Source organism: Microcystis aeruginosa NIES-843 (assembly GCF_000010625.1).
Taxonomy (GTDB): domain Bacteria; phylum Cyanobacteriota; class Cyanobacteriia; order Cyanobacteriales; family Microcystaceae; genus Microcystis; species Microcystis aeruginosa.
In genome coordinates this window covers 21,322-40,750 of record NC_010296.1, presented here as the reverse complement: position 1 = coordinate 40,750, position 19,429 = coordinate 21,322, and the positions used below count along the sequence as shown (strand labels likewise).

The 19,429-nt window shown below is 39.4% G+C and carries 27 protein-coding genes and 3 pseudogenes; 8 read left to right on the top strand and 22 right to left on the bottom strand.

What is annotated here, in order from left to right:
• Positions 1 to 56 precede the first annotated feature (56 nt).
• Complete coding sequence (locus MAE_RS00250) at positions 57 to 1,715, top strand: IS1634 family transposase (RefSeq protein ID WP_012263817.1); 1,659 nt, start codon at positions 57 to 59, stop codon at positions 1,713 to 1,715.
• Between the two features lie 353 nt (positions 1,716 to 2,068).
• Here MAE_RS00250 and MAE_RS00245 read toward each other — a convergent pair whose 3' ends face one another.
• The 11 genes and pseudogenes from MAE_RS00245 to MAE_RS00200 form a co-directional block, all read right to left on the bottom strand.
• Positions 2,069 to 2,440 carry a S8 family serine peptidase gene (locus MAE_RS00245; protein ID WP_012263816.1) on the bottom strand — a complete coding sequence of 124 codons (372 nt, stop codon included), beginning with the start codon at positions 2,438 to 2,440 and terminating at the stop codon, positions 2,069 to 2,071.
• Positions 2,441 to 2,471: 31 nt separating this feature from the next.
• Complete coding sequence (locus MAE_RS00240; RefSeq protein WP_012263815.1) at positions 2,472 to 3,041, bottom strand: Uma2 family endonuclease; 570 nt, start codon at positions 3,039 to 3,041, stop codon at positions 2,472 to 2,474.
• A gap of 35 nt (positions 3,042 to 3,076) precedes the next feature.
• Positions 3,077 to 3,523: a DUF29 domain-containing protein gene (locus tag MAE_RS00235; RefSeq protein ID WP_012263814.1), complete on the bottom strand. Its 447-nt coding sequence runs from the start codon at positions 3,521 to 3,523 to the stop codon at positions 3,077 to 3,079.
• A gap of 42 nt (positions 3,524 to 3,565) precedes the next feature.
• Entirely contained in the window at positions 3,566 to 4,234 is a 669-nt protein-coding gene (locus MAE_RS00230) for a Uma2 family endonuclease (RefSeq protein WP_002753010.1), read from the bottom strand.
• 8 nt (positions 4,235 to 4,242) lie between these two features.
• Positions 4,243 to 4,563, bottom strand: a pseudogene (locus MAE_RS00225) (DUF29 domain-containing protein); the annotation flags it as partial.
• 79 nt (positions 4,564 to 4,642) lie between these two features.
• Positions 4,643 to 5,539 (bottom strand): DUF5838 family protein, encoded by an 897-nt coding sequence (locus MAE_RS00220; RefSeq protein WP_012263813.1) that lies wholly within the window; start codon positions 5,537 to 5,539, stop codon positions 4,643 to 4,645.
• Positions 5,540 to 5,572: 33 nt separating this feature from the next.
• Entirely contained in the window at positions 5,573 to 6,016 is a 444-nt protein-coding gene (locus MAE_RS00215) for an HNH endonuclease (RefSeq protein WP_002802537.1), read from the bottom strand.
• The gene (locus tag MAE_RS00210) at positions 6,013 to 6,405 is read right to left on the bottom strand and encodes a hypothetical protein (RefSeq protein WP_012263812.1); all 393 of its coding nucleotides are present in this window, start codon (positions 6,403 to 6,405) and stop codon (positions 6,013 to 6,015) included. The genes MAE_RS00215 and MAE_RS00210 overlap by 4 nt, the downstream gene beginning before the upstream one ends.
• Before the next feature lie 348 nt (positions 6,406 to 6,753).
• Entirely contained in the window at positions 6,754 to 6,909 is a 156-nt protein-coding gene (locus tag MAE_RS27870) for an anacyclamide/piricyclamide family prenylated cyclic peptide (protein ID WP_070108813.1), read from the bottom strand.
• 203 nt (positions 6,910 to 7,112) lie between these two features.
• Positions 7,113 to 7,409: a type II toxin-antitoxin system RelE/ParE family toxin gene (locus tag MAE_RS00205; RefSeq protein WP_002797462.1), complete on the bottom strand. Its 297-nt coding sequence runs from the start codon at positions 7,407 to 7,409 to the stop codon at positions 7,113 to 7,115.
• Entirely contained in the window at positions 7,409 to 7,693 is a 285-nt protein-coding gene (locus MAE_RS00200) for a ribbon-helix-helix domain-containing protein (RefSeq protein WP_002797461.1), read from the bottom strand. Before MAE_RS00200 ends, MAE_RS00205 begins: the two co-directional genes overlap by 1 nt.
• Before the next feature lie 120 nt (positions 7,694 to 7,813).
• On the opposite strand from MAE_RS00200, the gene MAE_RS33895 reads away from it, so the two are divergent.
• A complete protein-coding gene (locus MAE_RS33895) occupies positions 7,814 to 7,951 on the top strand; it encodes a hypothetical protein (RefSeq protein ID WP_002802526.1) in 138 nt (45 codons plus the stop codon).
• A 33-nt stretch (positions 7,952 to 7,984) separates the two neighbouring features.
• Here the strand turns inward: MAE_RS33895 and MAE_RS00195 are convergent, their stop codons facing one another.
• On the bottom strand, positions 7,985 to 8,170 hold the full coding sequence (locus MAE_RS00195) for an anacyclamide/piricyclamide family prenylated cyclic peptide (RefSeq protein WP_002797460.1): 186 nt from the start codon (positions 8,168 to 8,170) through the stop codon (positions 7,985 to 7,987).
• Between the two features lie 334 nt (positions 8,171 to 8,504).
• Here MAE_RS00195 and MAE_RS00190 point away from each other — a divergent pair, with 334 nt between their 5' ends.
• The 3 genes from MAE_RS00190 (at position 8,505) to MAE_RS00180 (ending at position 10,376) form a co-directional block, all read left to right on the top strand.
• Entirely contained in the window at positions 8,505 to 8,711 is a 207-nt protein-coding gene (locus MAE_RS00190; protein ID WP_158303484.1) for a type II toxin-antitoxin system HicA family toxin, read from the top strand.
• Positions 8,712 to 8,860: 149 nt separating this feature from the next.
• Positions 8,861 to 10,075, top strand: coding sequence for an ISL3-like element ISMae36 family transposase (locus MAE_RS00185; protein WP_012263806.1), 1,215 nt, complete (start codon positions 8,861 to 8,863; stop codon positions 10,073 to 10,075).
• Positions 10,076 to 10,142: 67 nt separating this feature from the next.
• A complete protein-coding gene (locus MAE_RS00180) occupies positions 10,143 to 10,376 on the top strand; it encodes a type II toxin-antitoxin system HicB family antitoxin (RefSeq protein ID WP_041803571.1) in 234 nt (77 codons plus the stop codon).
• A 47-nt stretch (positions 10,377 to 10,423) separates the two neighbouring features.
• On the opposite strand, the gene MAE_RS00175 is transcribed toward MAE_RS00180, so the two are convergent.
• From MAE_RS00175 to MAE_RS28065, 5 genes and pseudogenes are all read right to left on the bottom strand, one after another.
• Positions 10,424 to 10,774, bottom strand: coding sequence for a DUF2887 domain-containing protein (locus tag MAE_RS00175; protein WP_080506911.1), 351 nt, complete (start codon positions 10,772 to 10,774; stop codon positions 10,424 to 10,426).
• A gap of 6 nt (positions 10,775 to 10,780) precedes the next feature.
• Complete coding sequence (locus MAE_RS00170) at positions 10,781 to 11,593, bottom strand: Rpn family recombination-promoting nuclease/putative transposase (RefSeq protein WP_012263803.1); 813 nt, start codon at positions 11,591 to 11,593, stop codon at positions 10,781 to 10,783.
• An 83-nt stretch (positions 11,594 to 11,676) separates the two neighbouring features.
• Positions 11,677 to 12,336 (bottom strand): Uma2 family endonuclease, encoded by a 660-nt coding sequence (locus MAE_RS00165; protein WP_012263802.1) that lies wholly within the window; start codon positions 12,334 to 12,336, stop codon positions 11,677 to 11,679.
• 17 nt (positions 12,337 to 12,353) lie between these two features.
• Positions 12,354 to 12,932: a Uma2 family endonuclease gene (locus MAE_RS00160; RefSeq protein ID WP_012263801.1), complete on the bottom strand. Its 579-nt coding sequence runs from the start codon at positions 12,930 to 12,932 to the stop codon at positions 12,354 to 12,356.
• 14 nt (positions 12,933 to 12,946) lie between these two features.
• Positions 12,947 to 13,138 (bottom strand): annotated as a pseudogene (locus tag MAE_RS28065) (Uma2 family endonuclease); the annotation flags it as partial.
• 177 nt (positions 13,139 to 13,315) lie between these two features.
• On the opposite strand from MAE_RS28065, the pseudogene MAE_RS31305 reads away from it, so the two are divergent.
• Positions 13,316 to 13,531: pseudogene (locus MAE_RS31305) on the top strand (transposase family protein); the annotation flags it as partial.
• A gap of 668 nt (positions 13,532 to 14,199) precedes the next feature.
• Positions 14,200 to 14,838, top strand: coding sequence for an imidazole glycerol phosphate synthase subunit HisH (gene hisH, locus MAE_RS00155; protein ID WP_002795703.1), 639 nt, complete (start codon positions 14,200 to 14,202; stop codon positions 14,836 to 14,838).
• Here the strand turns inward: hisH and MAE_RS00150 are convergent.
• Together MAE_RS00150 and MAE_RS00145 are read right to left on the bottom strand one after the other, a co-directional pair.
• On the bottom strand, positions 14,827 to 15,579 hold the full coding sequence (locus tag MAE_RS00150; RefSeq protein WP_002795704.1) for an ABC transporter ATP-binding protein: 753 nt from the start codon (positions 15,577 to 15,579) through the stop codon (positions 14,827 to 14,829). The two genes, hisH and MAE_RS00150, sit on opposite strands and share 12 nt — an antisense overlap.
• A 281-nt stretch (positions 15,580 to 15,860) precedes the next feature.
• On the bottom strand, positions 15,861 to 16,976 hold the full coding sequence (locus tag MAE_RS00145; RefSeq protein WP_012263798.1) for a branched-chain amino acid ABC transporter permease: 1,116 nt from the start codon (positions 16,974 to 16,976) through the stop codon (positions 15,861 to 15,863).
• 171 nt (positions 16,977 to 17,147) lie between these two features.
• Here MAE_RS00145 and MAE_RS00140 point away from each other — a divergent pair, with 171 nt between their 5' ends.
• Positions 17,148 to 17,804, top strand: a complete 657-nt coding sequence (locus MAE_RS00140) for a response regulator transcription factor (RefSeq protein ID WP_002742402.1) — start codon at positions 17,148 to 17,150, stop codon at positions 17,802 to 17,804.
• Between the two features lie 14 nt (positions 17,805 to 17,818).
• Here MAE_RS00140 and MAE_RS00135 read toward each other — a convergent pair whose 3' ends face one another.
• From MAE_RS00135 to MAE_RS00125, 3 genes are all read right to left on the bottom strand, one after another.
• Positions 17,819 to 18,337: a low molecular weight protein-tyrosine-phosphatase gene (locus tag MAE_RS00135; RefSeq protein WP_041804476.1), complete on the bottom strand. Its 519-nt coding sequence runs from the start codon at positions 18,335 to 18,337 to the stop codon at positions 17,819 to 17,821.
• A 2-nt stretch (positions 18,338 to 18,339) separates the two neighbouring features.
• A complete protein-coding gene (locus tag MAE_RS00130) occupies positions 18,340 to 18,633 on the bottom strand; it encodes a hypothetical protein (RefSeq protein WP_002797452.1) in 294 nt (97 codons plus the stop codon).
• A 153-nt stretch (positions 18,634 to 18,786) separates the two neighbouring features.
• Positions 18,787 to 19,425 (bottom strand): hypothetical protein, encoded by a 639-nt coding sequence (locus tag MAE_RS00125; RefSeq protein ID WP_002797450.1) that lies wholly within the window; start codon positions 19,423 to 19,425, stop codon positions 18,787 to 18,789.
• Positions 19,426 to 19,429 lie beyond the last annotated feature (4 nt).

Sequence of the window (19,429 nt, the reverse complement as noted above, 5' to 3'; positions counted from 1 at the left end):
TTGTTTAAGTCCCAATAGGAATTGTTGGAAAACTGAGGCGAGTGGACTGTTCGACCATGAATCAATCAACAGAAATTGAAGTCAAAAATCTAGACCATCTGGGATTAGTAGCCGGAATTATCGATGAAATAGGAATCGTTGAAATTATCAACGAACAAGTCTCAATTGAGCGAGGAGAAATTGTCACAGCGGGGCAAGTCGTGAAAGCAATTATCCTGAATGGATTGGGATTTGTCTCCCGAGCCTTGTATTTATTTCCTCAATTTTTTGAAGATAAAGCAACCGAACATCTGCTGGGAGAGGGCATCGAACCAAAACACCTGAATGATGATAAAATTGGTCGAGTAATGGACAAACTTTATCAACTTAATGTTTCGGTCATTTTCCTACTGATTAGTTTAGCGGCCGTGAAAAAATTTGGTGTAGCAACCGAGAACTCCCATTTAGATTCGACTTCTCTATCAGTAGAAGGAGAATATAACAAGGAATACCCAACAGTAGAAATCCTGAAATCAGGAGCAGTGGGAGAAGAAATTGAAACCAGACAACAGCCAATAAAAATTACCTACGGATACTCCCGCGACCGAAGACCTGACTTAAAACAATTTATGATTGACTTAATCGTAAGTGGGGATGGAGATGTACCTTTATTCCTGAAAGTAGGGGACGGAAATGAAGCGGACAAAGCGGTTTTTGGTCAAATCGCCCGAGAATTTAAAAAACAAGTTGACTTTGACAGTTTAATAGTCGGCGATAGCGCCCTCTATAGCAAAGAGAATTTAAAACTAATGAAAGAAATGCGTTGGTTGTCTCGAGTACCATTAAGCATTAAAGAGGCTCAAGAGTTGGTTGATAGCATCTCAGAAAAAGAGTTAACCGATTCAGAAATACCGGGTTATTCCTGGCGGGAAACCATCTCTAACTATGGGGGGATAGAACAAAGATGGTTGCTAGTTGAAAGTCAAGCTAGACAAGAATCAGACTTGAAAAAATTAGAGAAAAAAATCGAGCAGGAAAAGAATTCTGCCCAAGAAAAAATCCGGCAACTATCCCGAAGAGAATTTGAGAATAGAGCGGTGGCGTTGGCGATAGCCAAAGGATTATCTGACTCCTTAAAATCTCATCAGTTAACGGAGATTAAAGTCAATCTCATTCCGCCTGAGTCCCAGGGGTCAAAACTCAAATCAAAAGACGATTTACCCTCTCAAAGCTATCAAGTTCAAGCCAAATTAGAGTTGAATTTGACCGCCATTGAGAGGCTAAAGAAACGAGCAGGACGATTCGTTTTAGCAACTAACGATTTGGAGAAACAACGATTAAGCAGTGAGGATATACTCAAAAAATATAAAGGGCAACAAGCTCCGGAAAGAGGATTTTCTTTTCTCAAAGACCCCTGCTTTTTTGCCCACAGTGTCTTTCTCAAATCTCCCCATAGAATCGAGGTCATGGCCATGCTCATGGGCTTGTGCCTGCTGGTTTATACTATTGGTCAAAGACAACTTCGTTTAAGTTTAAAACAGCAGGAGACGGGACTGAAAAATCCGTTGGGTAAGTTAACTGACCGACCAACATTACGCTGGATATTTCAGAACTTTCAAGGGATTCATCTCCTACGTATTCAAGACAATCAAAAGATTAGCAACTTAACGGATGAGAGGCGCAACATTTTGAGATTTTTCCCCAAACCTTGCCAAGAATATTATCTCTTATCTTGACCAGATGGATTGACTTCAAGGGGTGACAAAACAAAGCGAGCAACTGGAACATCTCCCCCTAGATGTTAAGTCTGATTGCCTAGTCATTCTCAACAAGCACTGTTTATTGAGAATGACTGGGGGAACTCTGAAATTTTCGGCTTAGTTGCCGGCAGCTTGCCGCCAACTCACTCCTCTAGATAAGTATTTTGACTCGCGCCCCTTCCTCTTTTGAGACGTTGTGACACTTAGGGTGCGGAATGTGGGCAAAAAGTAAAAAAGAAAAGATGAAAGTTCCCTAAGTCTTGCTAAGAAGACCTTAAGAACCGCTATTTTTCAGCTTTTTTTCTGGCTGAGACAAAGGAGATATTGCCTCAAATTTTATTTGCGTAAGTTTTACGCAAATCTGTTTTTCTTTGTCCAAAGTCCAATAAATCGAGTTGGGAGAGTTTACGGTTATCGTCGGAGAAGACGGGTACGAGTAGGCCTCGACACTGGGGGGCAATACCTTGGATGTCGCTATTGGGTTGTGCGAAGATGAGGCTGGCAATATGGGTTCCGTGAGTGGACATTTGCCCCGCGGTGGCTTGATGCTGGACGAGGGTGGGTAAACGGGTTAGGTCTGCCCCATTGAAGCAGGGATGGTCGGTATCAACTACACCATCAAGAATGGCGACGGTTATTTCTGATGCGCCTTTCGTTTGTTTTTGTAGTTCTTTTAATCCGGGAATAGTTAAGCCGTTCATCATTTTTTAATTCTTGGGTTAACCGATAAAATTAAGAATTAAATACATCAAAAACCTTTAAGTTTAATTCTTTGAATCCAGGAGATTTTACTAAGTCATCATTGCTAAAATTACCGATTTTTGTATAAGTATTTCCTCTTAATTCTAAGACTAAAATGGTTTGAGTTTGGGGGTCAACGATCCAGTATTCGGGAATCCCACAATCTTGATATTGAATTCTTTTGGCGATGTAATCTCTCTCTCTTTGGATTTCCCCCGGACTAACCACTTCAAGGACTAATAAGGGGGGTGACATGGAAAGAAGAATCGTATTTCTCTGGGAGAGTAATTGAATATGTTCTTCTCGAATAATGGTTAAGTCAGGATAACGGTTTTTCGGTTCGCCTCTCACTTCTAATTCTAAACCATGTCCTCTGACTCTATCGGTTCCTAGCATTAAAGCAAAGACTAGAAAAAGACGATTAGCAATTTGAAAGTTAAGTCCTGATTCTGGTGGCATTTCTACCAATTCTCCGTTAAATAATTCATAAGATTCCTCTGAATTATCCTCATATTGTAGATATTCGGCAAAGGTTTGAAAGCGGGGTTTTGTGATTAACATAATTTCTTCATCTCTTTTTGTTGTTTAATTAATTTTTATGGCAACCAATCGCGATCTAGTAATTGTTCTAGTGAGTAAGGACATTGAGAGGGAAAAATCACAGTATTCGCTGTTTTGATTTTGACGAAACCTAACGCATCTTCATAAATATAGTTTAATTCTTCTTCTAAATAATTACGGAGATTAGCCGTCATTTTTCGCCTTAATTGAGTACGGAAGTTATAGATTTCTTCCTGCCAATGAATTATATTATATTCTGCCTCCTTAGTCCAGTATTGCAGTAATAATAAATGGCGGATAACCTGTTCTAAAAGACTGGCTACCGCATTTTTCTTTTCTTTGCCCAAATCCTCTAATTCCTCGATTAAATGTTCTAAGTCTAGCTGTTGAAATTGATGATTTCTAAGCAAGCTAATGGTTTCTCCTAGCCATTGAGAGTCATCAAGCTCGTAGAGTTGTTTTAATTGATGAACACCTAGCATAATTGATTATCTCCGTCTTGATTTTGTTGAATTTAGATTACTCTAACTAGATTGATGTTTGAGCGTAGCTATTCCTAATTGCAAAACCTCTAAAACCTTGGCTAAGTCACCGGCTAATAAGGCATCCCTATCTAACCATAATCCAGGGAAGATCTGGGAACAAATTATCCCTTCTGAGTTCGGTTCAAGTTTAATATATTCTTCATTGGTTAATCTAAACCAATCAAATTCTCCATCTTCAACTCGCCAGACTAGATATTCTTGCACTTGGTTACGGCGATAAACATTAAGTTTTTGATGTAAGTCAAGGGAGACGGTACTCGCTGCAATTTCGACGATTAACTCTGGCGCACCTTCGACATAACCATCCTCACTAATCGTTGATTGTCCACCATTTTTAATTCTTAATAGTGCATCGGGTTGAGGTTCATTGTCAGTATCAAGACGAACCGTACAATTATCACCTAATTCGGTTCCGGGTGTACTTGACCAATAGTTACCTAGCCAAGTAATAATACGCGCATGAGGGTTGCCATGATTCGTAATTCTTAGGGGAGAAGCCATAATATAAACAATTCCTTCAATGAGTTCTGCTTTTTTTAGATTTGGCATAGCCTTATATCTACGCTCGAATTCACGACGAGTAAGCTTATCCCCATTTTCTAGGCGTGGAATGGTTAATTGAGGAGAAATTGTTGTAGTTGCTATCATCTAGGGATTTCCTCTAAATAGTTGCGGAGATTGGTCGTCATCTCTCGCTTTAATTGAGTACGGAAGTTATAAATTTCTTCCTGCCAATTAATTGTATTATATTCTGTTTCTTTTGTCCAGTATTGTAGTAATAATAAATGGCGGATAACCTGTTCTAAAAGACTGGCTACCGCATTTTTCTTTTCTTTGCCCAAATCCTCTAATTCCTCGATTAAATGTTCTAAGTCTAGCTGTTGAAATTGATGATTTCTAAGCAAGCTAATGGTTTCTCCTAGCCATTGAGAGTCATCAAGCTCATAGAGTTGTTTTAAGGCGTGAATACTTTGCATTATTGATGGTCTCCATTAGCAGTTTTATCTTTTTGAGTATCTTGATATCAGGGAAGTTTAGTGGTTAACATAAGATTTACTACAATTTACCAAAGAGTTTATAATAGTAAAGTCTAACATTTTCAATTCTCGTTTTTTCTAATTCTTGTTGGGCTGTACCTAACCACACACTAGATAAAATATCTTGATGCTGATAAAAGCTATGAACTCTTTGGGCGGTATCATTAAGCTTGAAGTAATTGGTTAAATCTTGACGATTTTTGAGCCTGTAGTAAAGCACTGGGTTATTATTTGTTTTGGAAAAGCCAAAACCAAATAAGCTTGTTGCTTTAAGAGGTTCTAAAACAAATTTGGGAAGATGTCGCCATACTTTGTCTTGAGTTTCTGGTTTAAAAAAGTCTGTTTCTGCAACTTCAGGGTAAATTTTGATCGCACTACGGCCATCAAAATAGAAATCAAAGCCGACAATGGAAAGAAAATCTCGTACAGCTATTAAATCATCACTATCACTGGTTAACAATAACGCTTGGTTGATTTTTTCAGGATAATCTTTTAGCCTGATGTGCATTTTTAAACTAGAATCAGCAAGATTAGTCCTTAAATCAATACCCGTACTGAAAACCGTGATTTTACTGAAATTAAAATTAAGTCCTAAGAACTGCTGTAATAAAGAATAGTCTAATTTAACACCAACTCGGTTTTCAACTTGCCGAAAAAAAGCTAAAGACTGCGCTAGATAGTTTTGCCATTCTTGAGCTTTATCTTTAAAAAAGAGCATAAACCTTGAGGCAATGAGTTGATCTAATTCTATCTTACAAGAGGCTTGAATAGTACAATCGCCCTCAACCCCCATCACGAAATCTTCAAACAGCCGTAGAGGATAAATCGGCTCAACATCGAAAGCTTGTTGATGGTTACGAATAAATTGTAGCCTTTGCTCTTTGAGGGAGCTTTTTTGAATGTCAGCAACTATCATAATGGCCAGTTTTTAGATTGTTAAAGGAATATTTTAGGTAAGGTGAGATTCCGTCTGCAAATTAGGTGGATGCCAACCAGCTTTAACCCAATTTTTACGCACAATAACAGCCAGATTACTATTTAATCTTAAAGCTACAATTGTTGCTCGACCACAAGCCGTTACTCCCATAATTTCCGTTCCTTCTTGAGTCCAAGTAAAATGTTCTTGCCATTTTTGAAGGCGAGGATTAAATAAGGAAACCAACACCTCAGATTTGGGATCAATAGCTTCAGTTTGAGTCCATTTATATTGATTACATAATTCACAAGCTAAACATAAATTATCTTCTGTATTAGCACCACCTTTAGCTAAAGGTTGGATATGATCAATTTGTAATCTCCCCATAATATAATCCTGGTGACTTAGGCAATATTCACAGCGATTTCCTGCCCGTTGTTTAACTTTTTGGCGTAAGGTTTCTGTGAGAAAACTCATGGTATTAAAGGCTCTCTCAAACCTCGTTTAACGGCTTCAGCTAAGGCTATTGACTTTCTTAATTGTCCCATTTGGTAAATTGAGATTAAAACTAATAATTCATAGCCTTCGGCTTCGGTTAAGCCCGTATTTTTTCCCTTAGCTTGTAACTCTCCTAAGCGTTGATTCTGAACAGCATCCATTTTTGAATTAGCTAATTCAATAACTTCGGAATCTAAAAGATTGGAAACTTCAAGATGATTGCCCACAGCTGAGAGATTATTAAAGGTAGGCAAAATGATTTCTAAGGTATCAATTAAAACCTCTGATAACTCTCGTTCTGTAGCCTTTCCTAAACATTGGGCTGATTCAAGTAAACTGACTGGTAAATTAATAGTAATCTGAGTCATTTGTGATGTATGAATAAGTAAATCTTACTTTAATCATAGCTCATCTAATTCTGTCAAAGGTACAAACCGAAGGAGAAGAAGACCCCAACCCGATCACACTGGGGTAGTAAGCTGTTGGCTGGGGTTCATCTCCCTGAACCTAAGTCTTCTAACACTCGTGAGTCAAGGAAAAGGGGAACCGAGAAGAGAAACTGCTTCCCTGCCCCCGGTGCTTCTTCTCCGTGCCCGGTATCCGAAACTCCCGAATTAACTAGGGTTGTACGTCAATTCCTTGAGGCTAACCGTGCGCCTTGGCAAGGAGAAAAAGACTTTTGACCTGATTTGAGGTTCGTGCTAGAATCAGGGGGATTACTCTGCGTCGTCTCCCGCAAAAGGAGCGCCCCACCTTACCAAATCCCAAAGCGGAGCGATCATCGCAATCGCATTGCCATCACGAGAGACGGTAGCGGTGTTTTCCCGTTGGACAGGAGCAGCATTGCGGGGTGTCAGTTTTTTGGTTTTCATGGGGTAAATGCTCCAATGATGTTAATTAATTTAATTAACCGGCCTTGACATCTTCTTGTCAATAGTTTTTTGTGAAGTTTTTGTGAAGTTTTTGTTGAGTTTTTGTTAAGTTTAGATCAGCTTAAATTTCCCGAAGAAACCCCCAGCCGATGCTACTGGGTAGCAGGGAAGAATGACACCCTTAGATTGATGCGATCGCTTTCTTAATCAACATCAAACATAGCATCTAAATCTCTATATCCACTGACTACTCTTGCGATTTCAATTCCGTTTTCAAGAGGGAAATAAAATATCAGATAATCTTCTACTGGAAAACTTCGTAATCTAGGGATTAACTCATCGCGCCTACGTCCCAGATTGGGGAATTTAGCTAATTTTTTACAAGCCTGTTGGATTTTTTCTTTTAAAATTCTAGCAGCTTGCGGATTTTTCCCAGCCAAGTAACTATTAACTTGCTTTAAATCCAATCTAGCTGAGGGTGAGAAAATAATCTTTGACATTATTTCTGACTCATCGGGAAACCCTTAGCCTCTATTTGTTGTAAATCCTCTTCTAATTCTGAAAAAACCTCTTCGGCATTAATTCCTTCCTGTCGTCTTAATTCCTCAACGCCAATCATAACTTCCCGTTTCAATTCTTCAAATCTTCCTCGGTAAATTCTGTCTCTTTCTGCCAATAAACGCAATCCCTCTTGAATAACGGCTAAATCATCTTGATATTTTCCTGTTTTAATTTGTTGAGCAATCAAATCTTCTATTTCTGGTGTCAGTTGGATAGTGTTCATCGCTTCTCCTGATTACCTTTATATCATCCTAATCGAGTATTATAGCGCAGACTTTTTAGCATCTTATATTTTTAACAGATTTTCGGGTTTATCTCCCTGAATCTAAGTCTTCTAGCACCCGTGAGTCAAGGAAAAGGGGAACCGAGAAGAGCAAAAACCTGTACTCCCCTGCTCCCTCTCTCCCCTGACCCCTTGCTTCTCCACCGTCAATTACAAGGAAGCAACCGTGCGCCTTGGCAAGGAGAAAAAGACTTTTGACCTGATTTGAGGTTCGTGCTAGAATCGGGCAGATTACTCTGCGTCGTCTCCCGCAAACGGCAGTTCGTACCACTCTTTACAATTTCCCTCCCCATCCTCTTGCACACAAAAAGTTCCCCAATCAAGTTGAATGATCGCATTGCCATCACGAGAGACGGTAGCGGTATTTTTCCGTTGCACAGGAGCAGCATTGCGGGGTGTCAGTTTTTTGGTTTTCATGGGGTAAATCCTCCAATGATGTTAATTAATTTAATTAAGCGGCCTTGACATCTTCTCGTCAATAGTTTTCCGTGAAGTTTTTGTGAAGTTTTTGTGAAGTTTTTGTGAAGTTTTGTTAAGTTTAGCTCTGATCAGCTTAAATTTCCGGAAGAAAATTCTCTGGTGAATCAAGGAAAAGGGGTACCCAGAAGATAAACAACCTCTGCTCCCCTGCTCCCCCTCTCCTCTGCTCCCGGTGCTTCTCCAGTAACCGCTCAATGCTCGAAATCTTTATATAATAAGAATTATACAAGACTTGTCACACCCCCCAGCAAATTACCTGATCGATCAAATCTTGACTGATGCCAAAAAAATCAGAGAATTGAAACAAATGCTCAAAAAAGCTGGATTTATTGATTTTCCGGGAAAAGGCAGTCACAACCATTGGTTACACCCTCTATATGCAGGGAAAATCACTCTCTCGGGAAAAGACGGAGCGGATGCTAAACGTTACCAAGAACAAGAAGTCAGGCTCTTCGGGAATTGTTATGCAAATAATTAACTTAAAATAAAATTCGATGAGAGCGCCTACGCTCAAAAGTAGCTGAAATCCATACAGGGAAGGACTTAAGGCACAAACAGGTTAATACCAAAAGATAGACAATTGAGTTAAGATTTGATATAATAGCCAAAAACGAGATTATTTTACTTATGATACTTGACAAATTTTTGAACCTAAAAGGAACCTGTATTCAAGGCTATCTACACCTAGAAAATATCGGTATAGTTTGCCGAATCGAATCGAAAAATCAAAAAGCAACCTGTCCTCGTTGTGGGTTAGAGAGCGATAAACTCCACCAAAATCATCGACATTTAGTCAAAGATTTACCAATCTCAGGTCAACCAGTATACCTACAAATTAATCGTCGTCAATTTAAGTGCGATAATTGTCAGAGACCCTTGAGCGAAGAGTTAGATTTTGTCGCCAAGAAACGAACCTATACGAAAAGACTAGCCGCAAATATACTCGAACAATTAAAAGAAGGAGATATTTTAAATGTTAGTCGAATAAATGACGTAACGGAAGAAGAGATTCAAAGAATGATAGAGGACATCGCCGAAGAAATTACAGAGCCAGACCTATCGGAATTAAAAAGACTAGGAATTGATGAAATCGCTCTAGTCAAAGGACAAAAAAATTACTGTGCGGTTTTAGTAAATTTAGATACGGGAAAACTAATAGCTATTCTAGAGAAGCGAACACAAGAAGAGTTGAGAGAAACGCTTACGGGCTGGGGAAAAGAGGTGTTAGAGCAAATTGAAGAAGTGAGCATAGACCTTTGGTTGCCTTATAAAAATTTGGTGAAAGAATTGATGCCATCGGCCGAAGTAGTCGCCGATAGATTCCATGTAATGAAACAAATTAATCAAGAGTTAGACGAACAGAGAAGAGCAGAAAAAAGAGCCGTAGAAGCGCAGAAAAATAAAAAACAGAAAGCGGAAAAAGAAGCGAAGCTAGAAGTTTTAAAGCGAAGTAAATATAGCCTGTTAAAAAATGAAGAAGATTTAACGGAACCCCAAAAAATTAAACTAGAAGCTATCAAAGAAAAATTCCCAAATTTGAAAAAGATGCAGGAATTAAAGGAAGAATTTAGAAAGATTTATGAAACCTCAGAGAATCCGACAGAGGGAATGCTATCCATCTCGGAATGGTTGGCAAAATCCTCCAGTGTTTTTACCAAGAGTTGTCAAACAATCCGAAACTGGTTTGGAGAAATAATTAGTTATTTCGAGCGAAGGACAACGAATGGGGTGGTCGAGGGAATCAACAATAAACTTAAACTAATAAAACGGAGAGGCTATGGCTTTAGAAACTTTCGGAATTTTTGGGTTAGAAGTATGTTATCTTGGCATCTTGTATGTTGATTTAGCATAAAGGGTAACGAAGAGCCAGAAGTCAAAAATGCCATTGAAGAGGTCAGGAGAAAAGAAGATGAAAAAACTTAAATATAGAATAGTGATTCAGTGGTCTGATGAAGACAATTGTTATCTAGTTGGCTTACCCGACTTTCCAGGTCAAAAATGGCGAACTCATGGTAGTACTTATGCTGAATCAGTGAAAAATGCTGAAGAAGTCCTAGAATCTCTGATGGAACTTTATCAGAAATTAGGAGAATCTTTACCTGAGCCTGAAATAAATAAAAAGAGAGAAATTTTGCAAAAATAAACCTTGATAAGGGAATTGATGATCATCGCATTGGTAGCCAAAAAGTTTTAATTGTTCTGATTGGCAATAAATTGATGAACAATCTCAACTTTTAGATTTAATTCCCGCGCAATTTGTTCTTCGTTAAGTCCCAACCTAACCAGAAGAGGAATTGTTTCCAATTTCCCTTCAAGTTTACCTTCAAGTTTTCCTTCTTCTTTAGCTTCTTGATAAAACTTGGTTTGTTTCCATTCAGTGAGATTAAACATGGCTTCTAACTCCTGGCGACTTTTCTGAGGAAATTTGTAGATAATAATCTTCTCGATTAACTCGATAACATTTCGTTGAGTGTTAGGGTCAATAATCTGTTGGCGGGTTTGCTCAATCAAGGATTGAACCTGTTCGGGTAAATTAGTCAAAAAGTTTTAATTGTTATGATTGGCAATAAATTGACGAACAATCTCAACTCTTAGATTTAATTCCCGCGCAATTTGTTCTTCGTTAAGTCCCAACTTAACCAGAAGAGGAATTGTTTCCAATTTCCCTTCAAGTTTTCCTTCAAGTTTTCCTTCAAGTTTTCCTTCTTCTTTAGCTTCTTGATAAAACTTGGTTTGTTTCCATTCAGTGAGATTAAACATAGCTTCTAACTCCTGGCGACTTTTCTGAGGAAATTTGTAGATAATAATCTTCTCGATTAACTCGATAACATTTCGTTGAGTGTTAGGGTCAATAATCTGTTTGCGGGTTTGCTCAATCAAGGATTGAACCTGTTCGGGTGCTTTTTTCCCACTGATGAGGATAAACTGGAGGATACTTATCCCCAGAGAGGGAGGAGATTCAGCCTCGACTTCATCGAGATATATTCGTTGTATCCGCTCTAAGTTTAGCAAATTTTGGTAAGCGATGGGAAACCCAATGTCCAAGCGGCGCTTTCCCCACAGAATCACGGGACAGCAGGCGCGTTCCGGCTTATACTGCTTGAGATACAGGAAGATCTGAGTCATAAATCGCCAATAAAAATCCTCGTCTTTTTGAAATTGAACTTCGACAAAGTAAAGCGGATAATCCGGGTGGTCAGCATCGGGAATAAATACCCCATCGAGTCGGAAAGCCAATTCTTTGATTTCGATTGACTTGAATTGATAATTTTGCGCTAGATTCGGAGATTCCCCCAGCAGTTGAAAGAGAAGTTCGGGAAAGACTTGAAATAGGGTATAAAAGATTTTATCGGTTTTCATTACTCCTTCTTTGGTCGTCGAGTCAATAGTTTTTTTATGAATTTGTGTGAAGTTTTTGTTAAATTTAGATTACTCTAACTAGATTAATTTTTTATCCTTGCCATTCCCAATTGCAAAACCTCTAAAACCTTGGCTAAGTCACCAGCTAGTAAAGCATCTCTATCTAACCATAATCCAGGGAATATCTGAGAACAAATTATCCCTTCTGAGTTCGGTTCAAGTTTAATATATTCTTCATTTGTTAATCTAAACCAGTCAAATTCTCCATCGTCAACTCGCCAGACTAGATATTCTTGCACTTGGTTACGGCGATAAACCTTAAGTTTTTGATGTAAGTCAAGGGAGACGGTACTCGCAGCAATTTCAACGATTAACTCTGGCGCACCTTCGACATAACCATCCTCACTAATCGTTGATTGTCCACCATTTTTAATTCTTAATAGTGCATCGGGTTGAGGTTCATTGTCCGCATCAAGACGCACCGTACAATTATCGCCTAATTGCAGATTGGGAGTAAAGGCTTTATAGACACTTAGCCAACCTATAATATCAGCATGGGGTTCACCATGGTTCTTAATTCTGAGGGGAGAAGCCATAATATAAACAATTCCTTCAATGAGTTCTGCTTTTTTCAGATTTGGCATGGCATTATATCTATGCTCAAATTCACGACGAGTGAGCTTGTCCCCATTTTCTAGGCGTGGAATGGTTAATTGAGGAGAAATCGTTGTAGTTGCTATCATCTTGGTATTTCCTGTCGTCAAAAAATGGGTAATTCTAAAGTAAATCCAGGTAAAACGCTCTCCCCAGATAAGGTGGTTGGTAATGAGACGATTTCTACTTCCTGATTTTGGCGATAGATGGCTACCTGTTGACTAATGGGATCAATTAACCAACCCAATCTTAAGCCACTATCAAGATATTCCTGCATTTTTGCTTGTAGTTGACTTAAAGAATCAGTGCGTGATCTTAATTCTATCACAAAATCAGGACAAATTCTCGCAATTTTTTCTTGTTCTTCTAAGGGTAAAGCTTCCCAGCGTTCATTAGCAATCCAAGCAACATCAGGGGAACGTTTACCCCTCTTGGGTAAGGTAAATATAGTGGAAGAACTAAAGACTTTGCCGAGTTTTGTTTGACGATTCCATAACCAAACAAAGCCGTTTAAATCTGATTTGCGGTTGCCGCTAATAGCACCAATCGGGGGCATAATGATTAATTCTCCTTCGGCATTTTGTTCAATTCGCCAATCGTCGTTATTATGGCAAAGTTGATAAAATTGCTCATCGCTTAAATTGACGGATTTTAAGTTTAATGTAATGGGTTCTACGGTAATCATGGGGGTTAATTTGCCTAATTAAATACTTGAGAAACTTTTAAATTAAGTTGACCAAATATAGAGGATTTTACTAAGTCATCATTGCTAAAATTACCAATTTCCGTATAAGTATCTCCTCTTAATTCTAAGACTAAAATGGTTTGAGTTTGAGGATCAACTATCCGGTATTCGGGAATCCCACAATCTTGATATTGAATTCTTTGGCTCTTCGGTAATTGTTATGCAAATAATTAACTTAAAATAAAATTCGATGAGAGCGCCTACGCTCAAAAGTATCTGAAATCCATATAGGTAAGGACTTAAGGCACAAACAAGTTAATACCAAAAGATAGACAATCGAGTTAACATTTGATATAATAGCCAAAAACGAGATTATTTTACTTATGATACTTGACAAATTTTTGAACCTAGAAGGAACCTCTATTCAAGGCTATCGACACCTAGAAAATATCGGTATAGTTTGACCAGTCGAATCGAAAAATAAAAAAGCAACCTGTCCTCATTGTGGCTTAGAGAGCGATAAACTCCACCAAAATCATCGACATTTAGTCAAAGATTTACCAATCTCAGGACAACCAGTGTACCTACAGGTTAATCGTCTTTTGTACGGTGTAGTTTGTTCATCGTTTAAATTCTCTTTATGATAACCATATCGAAGAAGATTTGTTGCAGCATTCAGGGAAGATGTAGAAAAGTAATCCGGTATGGAAAGAGATTTTTGCGCTGCAATTCGATGCACTAAATCTCTTGCTCGTGAACTGAATTCAATCCAAACGCCAAAACGAGTTTTTCCCGAACCATTAGCACCTATGATCACAAAGCTCGATTGGGATCGCACTTTTACTGAATCCAGTGAACTCGAAATCGATGGAGGCAGTTGTAGCATTCGATATTCAGAACAATTAACACTTGCTTGCATAGCTACTCTAAAATGTATCTATAACTTGATTATAAGCTGTTGAGAATATTATGACCAACCCCCTTTCTTCAAAATCAATTATCAATGGGAATCAGATAGCCTGTGTTTGGGAAAAGGGTTTATCAATTATGCAAGGCTGATTTGTAAGCAGCCGGTTGCGGGTTCAAATCCCATCACCAGCTTTTAACAACTTTTGAGTCAAGACCTAATTTAGCGGCGTGATTGCTCTAAAATAAGGTCATCGCCTGATCAGTATATAGTAAAGACATTAATCGCTTTTTGAGTCAAGACCTAATTTGGCGGCGTGATTGCTCTAAAATAAGGTCATCGCCTGATCAGTATATAGCAATGACCTTAATCGCTGTCATCGATTATGACATGGGAAATCTGCACTCTGCCTGTAAAGGACTGGAAACCGTGGGTGCAGTGCCGAAAATTACCGATTCTCCCCTCGATCTGGAAAAAGCTGACGCTATTGTCTTACCCGGAGTCGGTTCTTTTGATCCTGCTGTCCGGCAAATTCGCAGCCGTCATCTCGAAAAACCGATCAAAGCGGCGATCGCTAATGGTAAACCCTTTCTCGGTATCTGTCTCGGTTTACAAATTCTCTTTGAGACATCGGAGGAAGGTCAAGAGGCGGGTTTAGGGATTATTCCGGGGACAGTGCGCCGTTTTCGCTCGGAACCTGGCATTACCATTCCCCACATGGGTTGGAATCAATTAGACTTCACCCAGCCGGATCATGCTCTTTGGCAGGGATTACCCCCGCATCCTCACGTCTATTTTGTCCATTCCTATTATGTTGATCCCCTTGATAGTCATCTAACTGCTGCCACCGTCACCCACGGCAGTCAAACGGTGACGGCAGCGATCGCTCGTGATCGTTTGGTAGCGGTGCAGTTTCACCCGGAAAAATCCTCGACTAATGGCTTAAAAATTCTGGCTAACTTTGTTCAGCAGGTGCAAAAATTAGCTTTAGTCTCCTAAATAAGCCTTTAAAACCCGCTCGTTTTTTTGGATTTCGCTGGGAATACCATCGGCTAAATTTGTCCCTTCTGCTAATACCCAAATGTGGTGACAAAGGGACATAATCACATCCATATTATGCTCGATAATTAAAAAGGTAATTCCCTGACGATTCCACTCGATAATATGGTCGTTGATTTGAGCGATTAAAGTGGGATTAACTCCGGCGGCCGGTTCATCTAATAAAATTAATTTTGGCTTGGTCATTAGCACTCGGCCAATCTCTAATAATTTACGCTGTCCTCCCGATAAAGCTCCCGCATAATCCTGCGCTTTCTCCCCTAGACCAATCGAATCTAATATGTCCAAAGCTTTGGCACGATTTTCCTGTTCCTGTTGGCGAATTTTTGCCCCCTGAAACCAGACTTTGAGAAAATTTTCTCCCGTTTGCCCCGGACTAGCTAAGAGCATATTTTCTAACACCGTTAATCGGGATAATACCCGTGCTACTTGAAAAGTTCTCACACATCCTTTCAGGGCAATTTGATAGGGAGGCAGCTGATGAATGGGCTGACCATCAAGAAAAACTTCTCCTTTATCTGGGCGAATAAAATTAGATAAAAGGTTAAAAAGTGTGGTTTTGCCGGCTCCATTTGGACCGATTAACCCAGTGATGCTGCCCTGCGGCACATCCAAATAAGCATTATTGACGGCGCGAATGCCCCCAAAACTTTTCGATAATCCTTTGGCAGAAAGTAACATAATTGATCAGGTAAACATCAGTTATCAGTAAACATTAAACAGTAATCAGTGAAAAGACAGTAAGTAGTCGTGGGAAATAAATTTCTTAGTTGAGACAGGCAATAGGCACTCTTGCAATAGGATTATTTAAATGTGTAATTAATTTTGCTTAAGTCCTTAGAAAACTGCTATTTAATACTGTTCACTTAATCTTCAAATCTAATCACTGATAACTGATAACTGATAACTGATAACTGATAACTGATAACTGATAACTGATAACTGATAACTGATAACTGAAATTATTTTCCCAAAGTTAACTCCTCTTTTTTGCCGAGGATACCCTGGGGTCGCCAGATCATTAAAACCATGAGTAGCAGACCGATAATCATAATCCGTAAAGCCCCTAATTGGCTATCATTAAAAATATCTAATTGGGGCAGAATAAAGCGAGTCAGGGAATCGTAAGCCCAGAAAATTACCGCTCCTAGTAAGGTGCCGGCATTGCTACCAGAGCCACCGAGAATGATAATAATCCAAGCGTTAAAAGTCAATAATGGTTCAAAATTAGTCGGGTAAATAGTGGTTAATTGCCATGCTAAAAAAGCCCCAGCTAAACCAGCGATTGCACCGCCTAACATCAAAGATTGTAACTTATACCAAAAGACATTTTTTCCTAAAGCCCGGGGAATTTCTTCATCTTCCCGGATAGCTTTGAGGATGCGTCCCCAAGGCGATCGCAAAAGTAATTCTAAACCAGTATAAACGAGAGCGAGGAGGACTAAAACTACCACCATCAGCCCCGCTTTGTAATTATAGTCATTCAAGGAAATTACACCGTTTATATACAGAAAAAGCAGGATTATCGCCCCTAACGACCCCCAAAAGATTAAAGCTCTCTTTTGCGTCGGTTGATAGCTTTTACCGCTAATTTGCCCGGCTTCGCGCCATTGTCGTTGCAGATTGCGCCCCAATTGCCAGAGAGCAAAGATAGCAAGCAGGGTAAACAGGGCAATAATTAATAATTTGACGGCAAAACTGGGATTTATATCCAAAGGTAGGGGATAACGTTGTAGTCCGAAACTGCCTTTCGTTAACCAATCCTCGTTAAGCACCAGTAAACGAATTAACTCAGATACCCCGATGGTGACAATTGCTAGATAATCGGCTCTTAATCTCAGGGTGGAAAAACCGATCGCCAATCCCAACAATGCCCCTAGGATCGCCCCGACAATGGCGGCAAAAATCATCGGTACACCCTGTAAAGTTAATAAAACCGTTGCATAAGCCCCTAAAGTGGCAAAAGCAACGTGACCAAAGTTAATTAAGCCAGTAAATCCCCATTGTAGATTTAAACCGAGGGCAAAAATCGCGTAAATACCCGCCCAAATTGTCAAGGAAACCAAATAATCTGTCATCTTAAGTAAAAAGTAAACAAGGGGTTGGGGAAGTGGGGAGATGGGGAGAAAAAAGCTGGTTACTGCTAGTATAATATCAGTTACAACGGCCTCTGTAGCTTGATGGACAATTGTGGCGAGCGGAGGGTGCTAGGCTATCAATACTGAAAAAACCTTGTCCTGTTAATTTCTATGCCTCTTTTGATTCTAATTGCCGATGATGACCCCGGTATCCGCCTAGCGGTCAAAGACTATTTAGAATTAGCAGGTTATAGTGTGGTGGCGGCGAGTAATGGTTTGGAAGCTTTGAATTTATTGGATACCTATCATCCCCATCTTTTGGTATCGGATATCAAAATGCCGCGTTTAGACGGCTATTCTTTGGTGACTAAGGTGCGGCAACAGCCAGAATTTAGGTTATTGCCGGTAATTTTTTTAACCGAAAGAGGGTCAACAGAGGAAAGAATCCGCGGTTATCAAGTGGGTTGTGATATCTATCTTCCTAAACCTTTTGAGATGGAGGAATTAAAAGCAGTTATTCGCAATCTTTTAGAGCGATCGCAAATGGTGCAAAGTGAACGTCAATATCAGAAATTAAAACCGGAAGAAAGCCCCAAAACTAGGGATGTTTTAACTTCTTCTTTACAGGACGATTTTAAGTTAACTAATCGCGAGCGGGAAGTGTTAGAACATTTAGCCCGGGGACTTTCTAATAGTGAAATTGGGCAAAAACTGCATCTTAGTTCTCGCACGATCGAGAAATATGTTAGCAGTTTACTCAGAAAAACAACTACTAACAATCGGGCCGAATTGGTGCGTTTTTCCCTCGAACACAGATTAATCGATTAGCTGGAAGAAAAAACTTAAATTTTGTTTTTTACTTCCTCCAAAAGACTGCCACAGGAGTCTAAAAGCAGCTCGATTACGCGGTCAAAACCTTCCCGACCACCGTAGTAGGGATCGGGAACTTCTTTTTCTGGGTGATAACGAGCATAGTCACACATTAACTTGACCTTTTCTTGATATTTTCCTGTCCGATCTAGGGATAAAATATCTTGATAATTGGCTTTATCCATGGCTAGGATTAGATCAAAATTCTCGAAATCCTCGCGAGTAAATTGTCTGGCTGTCCCTTGCAGAGGAATACCGCGTTTTTTAGCCGCCGTATTCATGCGAGAATCGGGAGGAGAACCGATATGATAACCCGCAGTCCCCGCAGAATCACAGAGGATTTTATTGCCTAATCCTTCTTGTTCAATCAGATAAGTCATGATATTCTCGGCAGCGGGAGAACGACAGATATTTCCTAAACAGACGAAGAGTAGTTTATAGGGCATAAATTGACCGGTAGAATCATCACTAAATTGCCAATTATAGGGCATTTTTAACATCCCGATAAAGATTTATCCTCAAAAAACTCCTCGCTGTCCATTAACCTAATTTTGGCTAATCCCAAGCTTTCTAAATGATCTTGCCACCCTTGGGGGGTATCTTCAATCGCTAATAATCCTAATACTCTAGCTACGTCTGCTACCCAGGGTAGGGTATGAATTCTATAACCCTGCCAGTTTACTTCTAAAGATAACCAAGCGGGAATCTCTTGGGGGTTAAATTGTTGGGAGGCAATATAATCAGCTTGAAAGCAGTAAATCCGAGGTGGTTTTTGACTCTCTAACAAGGTTAAACACTCCTTCTAATCTGGACATTAATCTCTTTCCTCATATTTTAGGGGAACCTCAGCATAATTTCTGTTAAATATGAACTTCTCTTGTCAAGAAATGATTAAAAAACAACTGATAACTAGGCCGAGTTTACCCAAGGAAATTTACTCTTAATTCTCCCCTAAGCGAGGACGAATAATTAAATAAATTGCCGGACCGATTAGAGGCAATAGGGAAATTACCGGCAACAGGAAAGGATTTTTTAATCCCCGTCGGGTTAGATCATCTTGCAGCAAAATTGGACATAAGAGAGTTAAAAGACAGAAATCTAAACTCATAACATGAATAAAACGGCTAGTTTGCCACTGATGCCAAAAATCAGACCAATTACCGTTAATTAATCCGTAAGCGATTAAAATTGCCGCAGTAATTAGGGCAATTACTCCTAACCAAGGTGAGTCTAGAAGTTTAATGACCAGATTTTTTTTACCAGTAAAATTGCTGTTGGATTGACGGAGAGTTAGATAGGGTAAAATAGCGAAAGCACCCACGGCAAAGGAGGCAAAAGTAAAGGGCCAAGCGATGATCTTTTGGTCACGACCATCGATAATTAAAAGGCTAGTGTAGATCAGTGGCCAAACTCCCATCAGGTTAAAAAGAGCGATAATTAACGGGTTGATATATTGCCATTTCCCAGTGGAAAGATCGATAATTAAATTCACTGTATCTGGTTGATCGGGGGGTGCTAGTAAAAAAGCGTATAATCCGAAGCCTAACCAAAGTAACCCGAGAATAATTTTTGTTAACATGGGA

Excerpts from the sequence above, each read along its gene's own strand:
- MAE_RS00235 (WP_012263814.1), bottom strand. The coding sequence starts at position 3,523 with ATGCTAGGTGTTCATCAATTAAAACAACTCTACGAGCTTGATGACTCT.
- MAE_RS00240 (WP_012263815.1), bottom strand. The coding sequence starts at position 3,041 with ATGTTAATCACAAAACCCCGCTTTCAAACCTTTGCCGAATATCTACAA.
- MAE_RS00185 (WP_012263806.1), top strand. The coding sequence starts at position 8,861 with ATGATACTTGACAAATTTTTGAACCTAAAAGGAACCTGTATTCAAGGC.
- MAE_RS00145 (WP_012263798.1), bottom strand. The coding sequence starts at position 16,976 with ATGACAGATTATTTGGTTTCCTTGACAATTTGGGCGGGTATTTACGCG.
- MAE_RS00140 (WP_002742402.1), top strand. The coding sequence starts at position 17,148 with ATGCCTCTTTTGATTCTAATTGCCGATGATGACCCCGGTATCCGCCTA.
- MAE_RS00250 (WP_012263817.1), top strand. The coding sequence starts at position 57 with ATGAATCAATCAACAGAAATTGAAGTCAAAAATCTAGACCATCTGGGA.
- MAE_RS00170 (WP_012263803.1), bottom strand. The coding sequence starts at position 11,593 with ATGAAAACCGATAAAATCTTTTATACCCTATTTCAAGTCTTTCCCGAA.
- hisH (WP_002795703.1), top strand. The coding sequence starts at position 14,200 with ATGACCTTAATCGCTGTCATCGATTATGACATGGGAAATCTGCACTCT.
- MAE_RS00210 (WP_012263812.1), bottom strand. The coding sequence starts at position 6,405 with ATGACTCAGATTACTATTAATTTACCAGTCAGTTTACTTGAATCAGCC.
- MAE_RS00200 (WP_002797461.1), bottom strand. The coding sequence starts at position 7,693 with ATGAACACTATCCAACTGACACCAGAAATAGAAGATTTGATTGCTCAA.
- MAE_RS00125 (WP_002797450.1), bottom strand. The coding sequence starts at position 19,425 with ATGTTAACAAAAATTATTCTCGGGTTACTTTGGTTAGGCTTCGGATTA.
- MAE_RS00205 (WP_002797462.1), bottom strand. The coding sequence starts at position 7,409 with ATGTCAAAGATTATTTTCTCACCCTCAGCTAGATTGGATTTAAAGCAA.
- MAE_RS00220 (WP_012263813.1), bottom strand. The coding sequence starts at position 5,539 with ATGATAGTTGCTGACATTCAAAAAAGCTCCCTCAAAGAGCAAAGGCTA.
- MAE_RS00180 (WP_041803571.1), top strand. The coding sequence starts at position 10,143 with ATGAAAAAACTTAAATATAGAATAGTGATTCAGTGGTCTGATGAAGAC.
- MAE_RS00135 (WP_041804476.1), bottom strand. The coding sequence starts at position 18,337 with ATGCCCTATAATTGGCAATTTAGTGATGATTCTACCGGTCAATTTATG.
- MAE_RS00215 (WP_002802537.1), bottom strand. The coding sequence starts at position 6,016 with ATGAGTTTTCTCACAGAAACCTTACGCCAAAAAGTTAAACAACGGGCA.
- MAE_RS00165 (WP_012263802.1), bottom strand. The coding sequence starts at position 12,336 with ATGATAGCAACTACAACGATTTCTCCTCAATTAACCATTCCACGCCTA.
- MAE_RS00195 (WP_002797460.1), bottom strand. The coding sequence starts at position 8,170 with ATGAAAACCAAAAAACTGACACCCCGCAATGCTGCTCCTGTGCAACGG.
- MAE_RS00230 (WP_002753010.1), bottom strand. The coding sequence starts at position 4,234 with ATGATAGCAACTACAACAATTTCTCCTCAATTAACCATTCCACGCCTA.
- MAE_RS00150 (WP_002795704.1), bottom strand. The coding sequence starts at position 15,579 with ATGTTACTTTCTGCCAAAGGATTATCGAAAAGTTTTGGGGGCATTCGC.
- MAE_RS00245 (WP_012263816.1), bottom strand. The coding sequence starts at position 2,440 with ATGAACGGCTTAACTATTCCCGGATTAAAAGAACTACAAAAACAAACG.
- MAE_RS00160 (WP_012263801.1), bottom strand. The coding sequence starts at position 12,932 with ATGATTACCGTAGAACCCATTACATTAAACTTAAAATCCGTCAATTTA.
- MAE_RS27870 (WP_070108813.1), bottom strand. The coding sequence starts at position 6,909 with ATGAAAACCAAAAAACTGACACCCCGCAATGCTGCTCCTGTCCAACGG.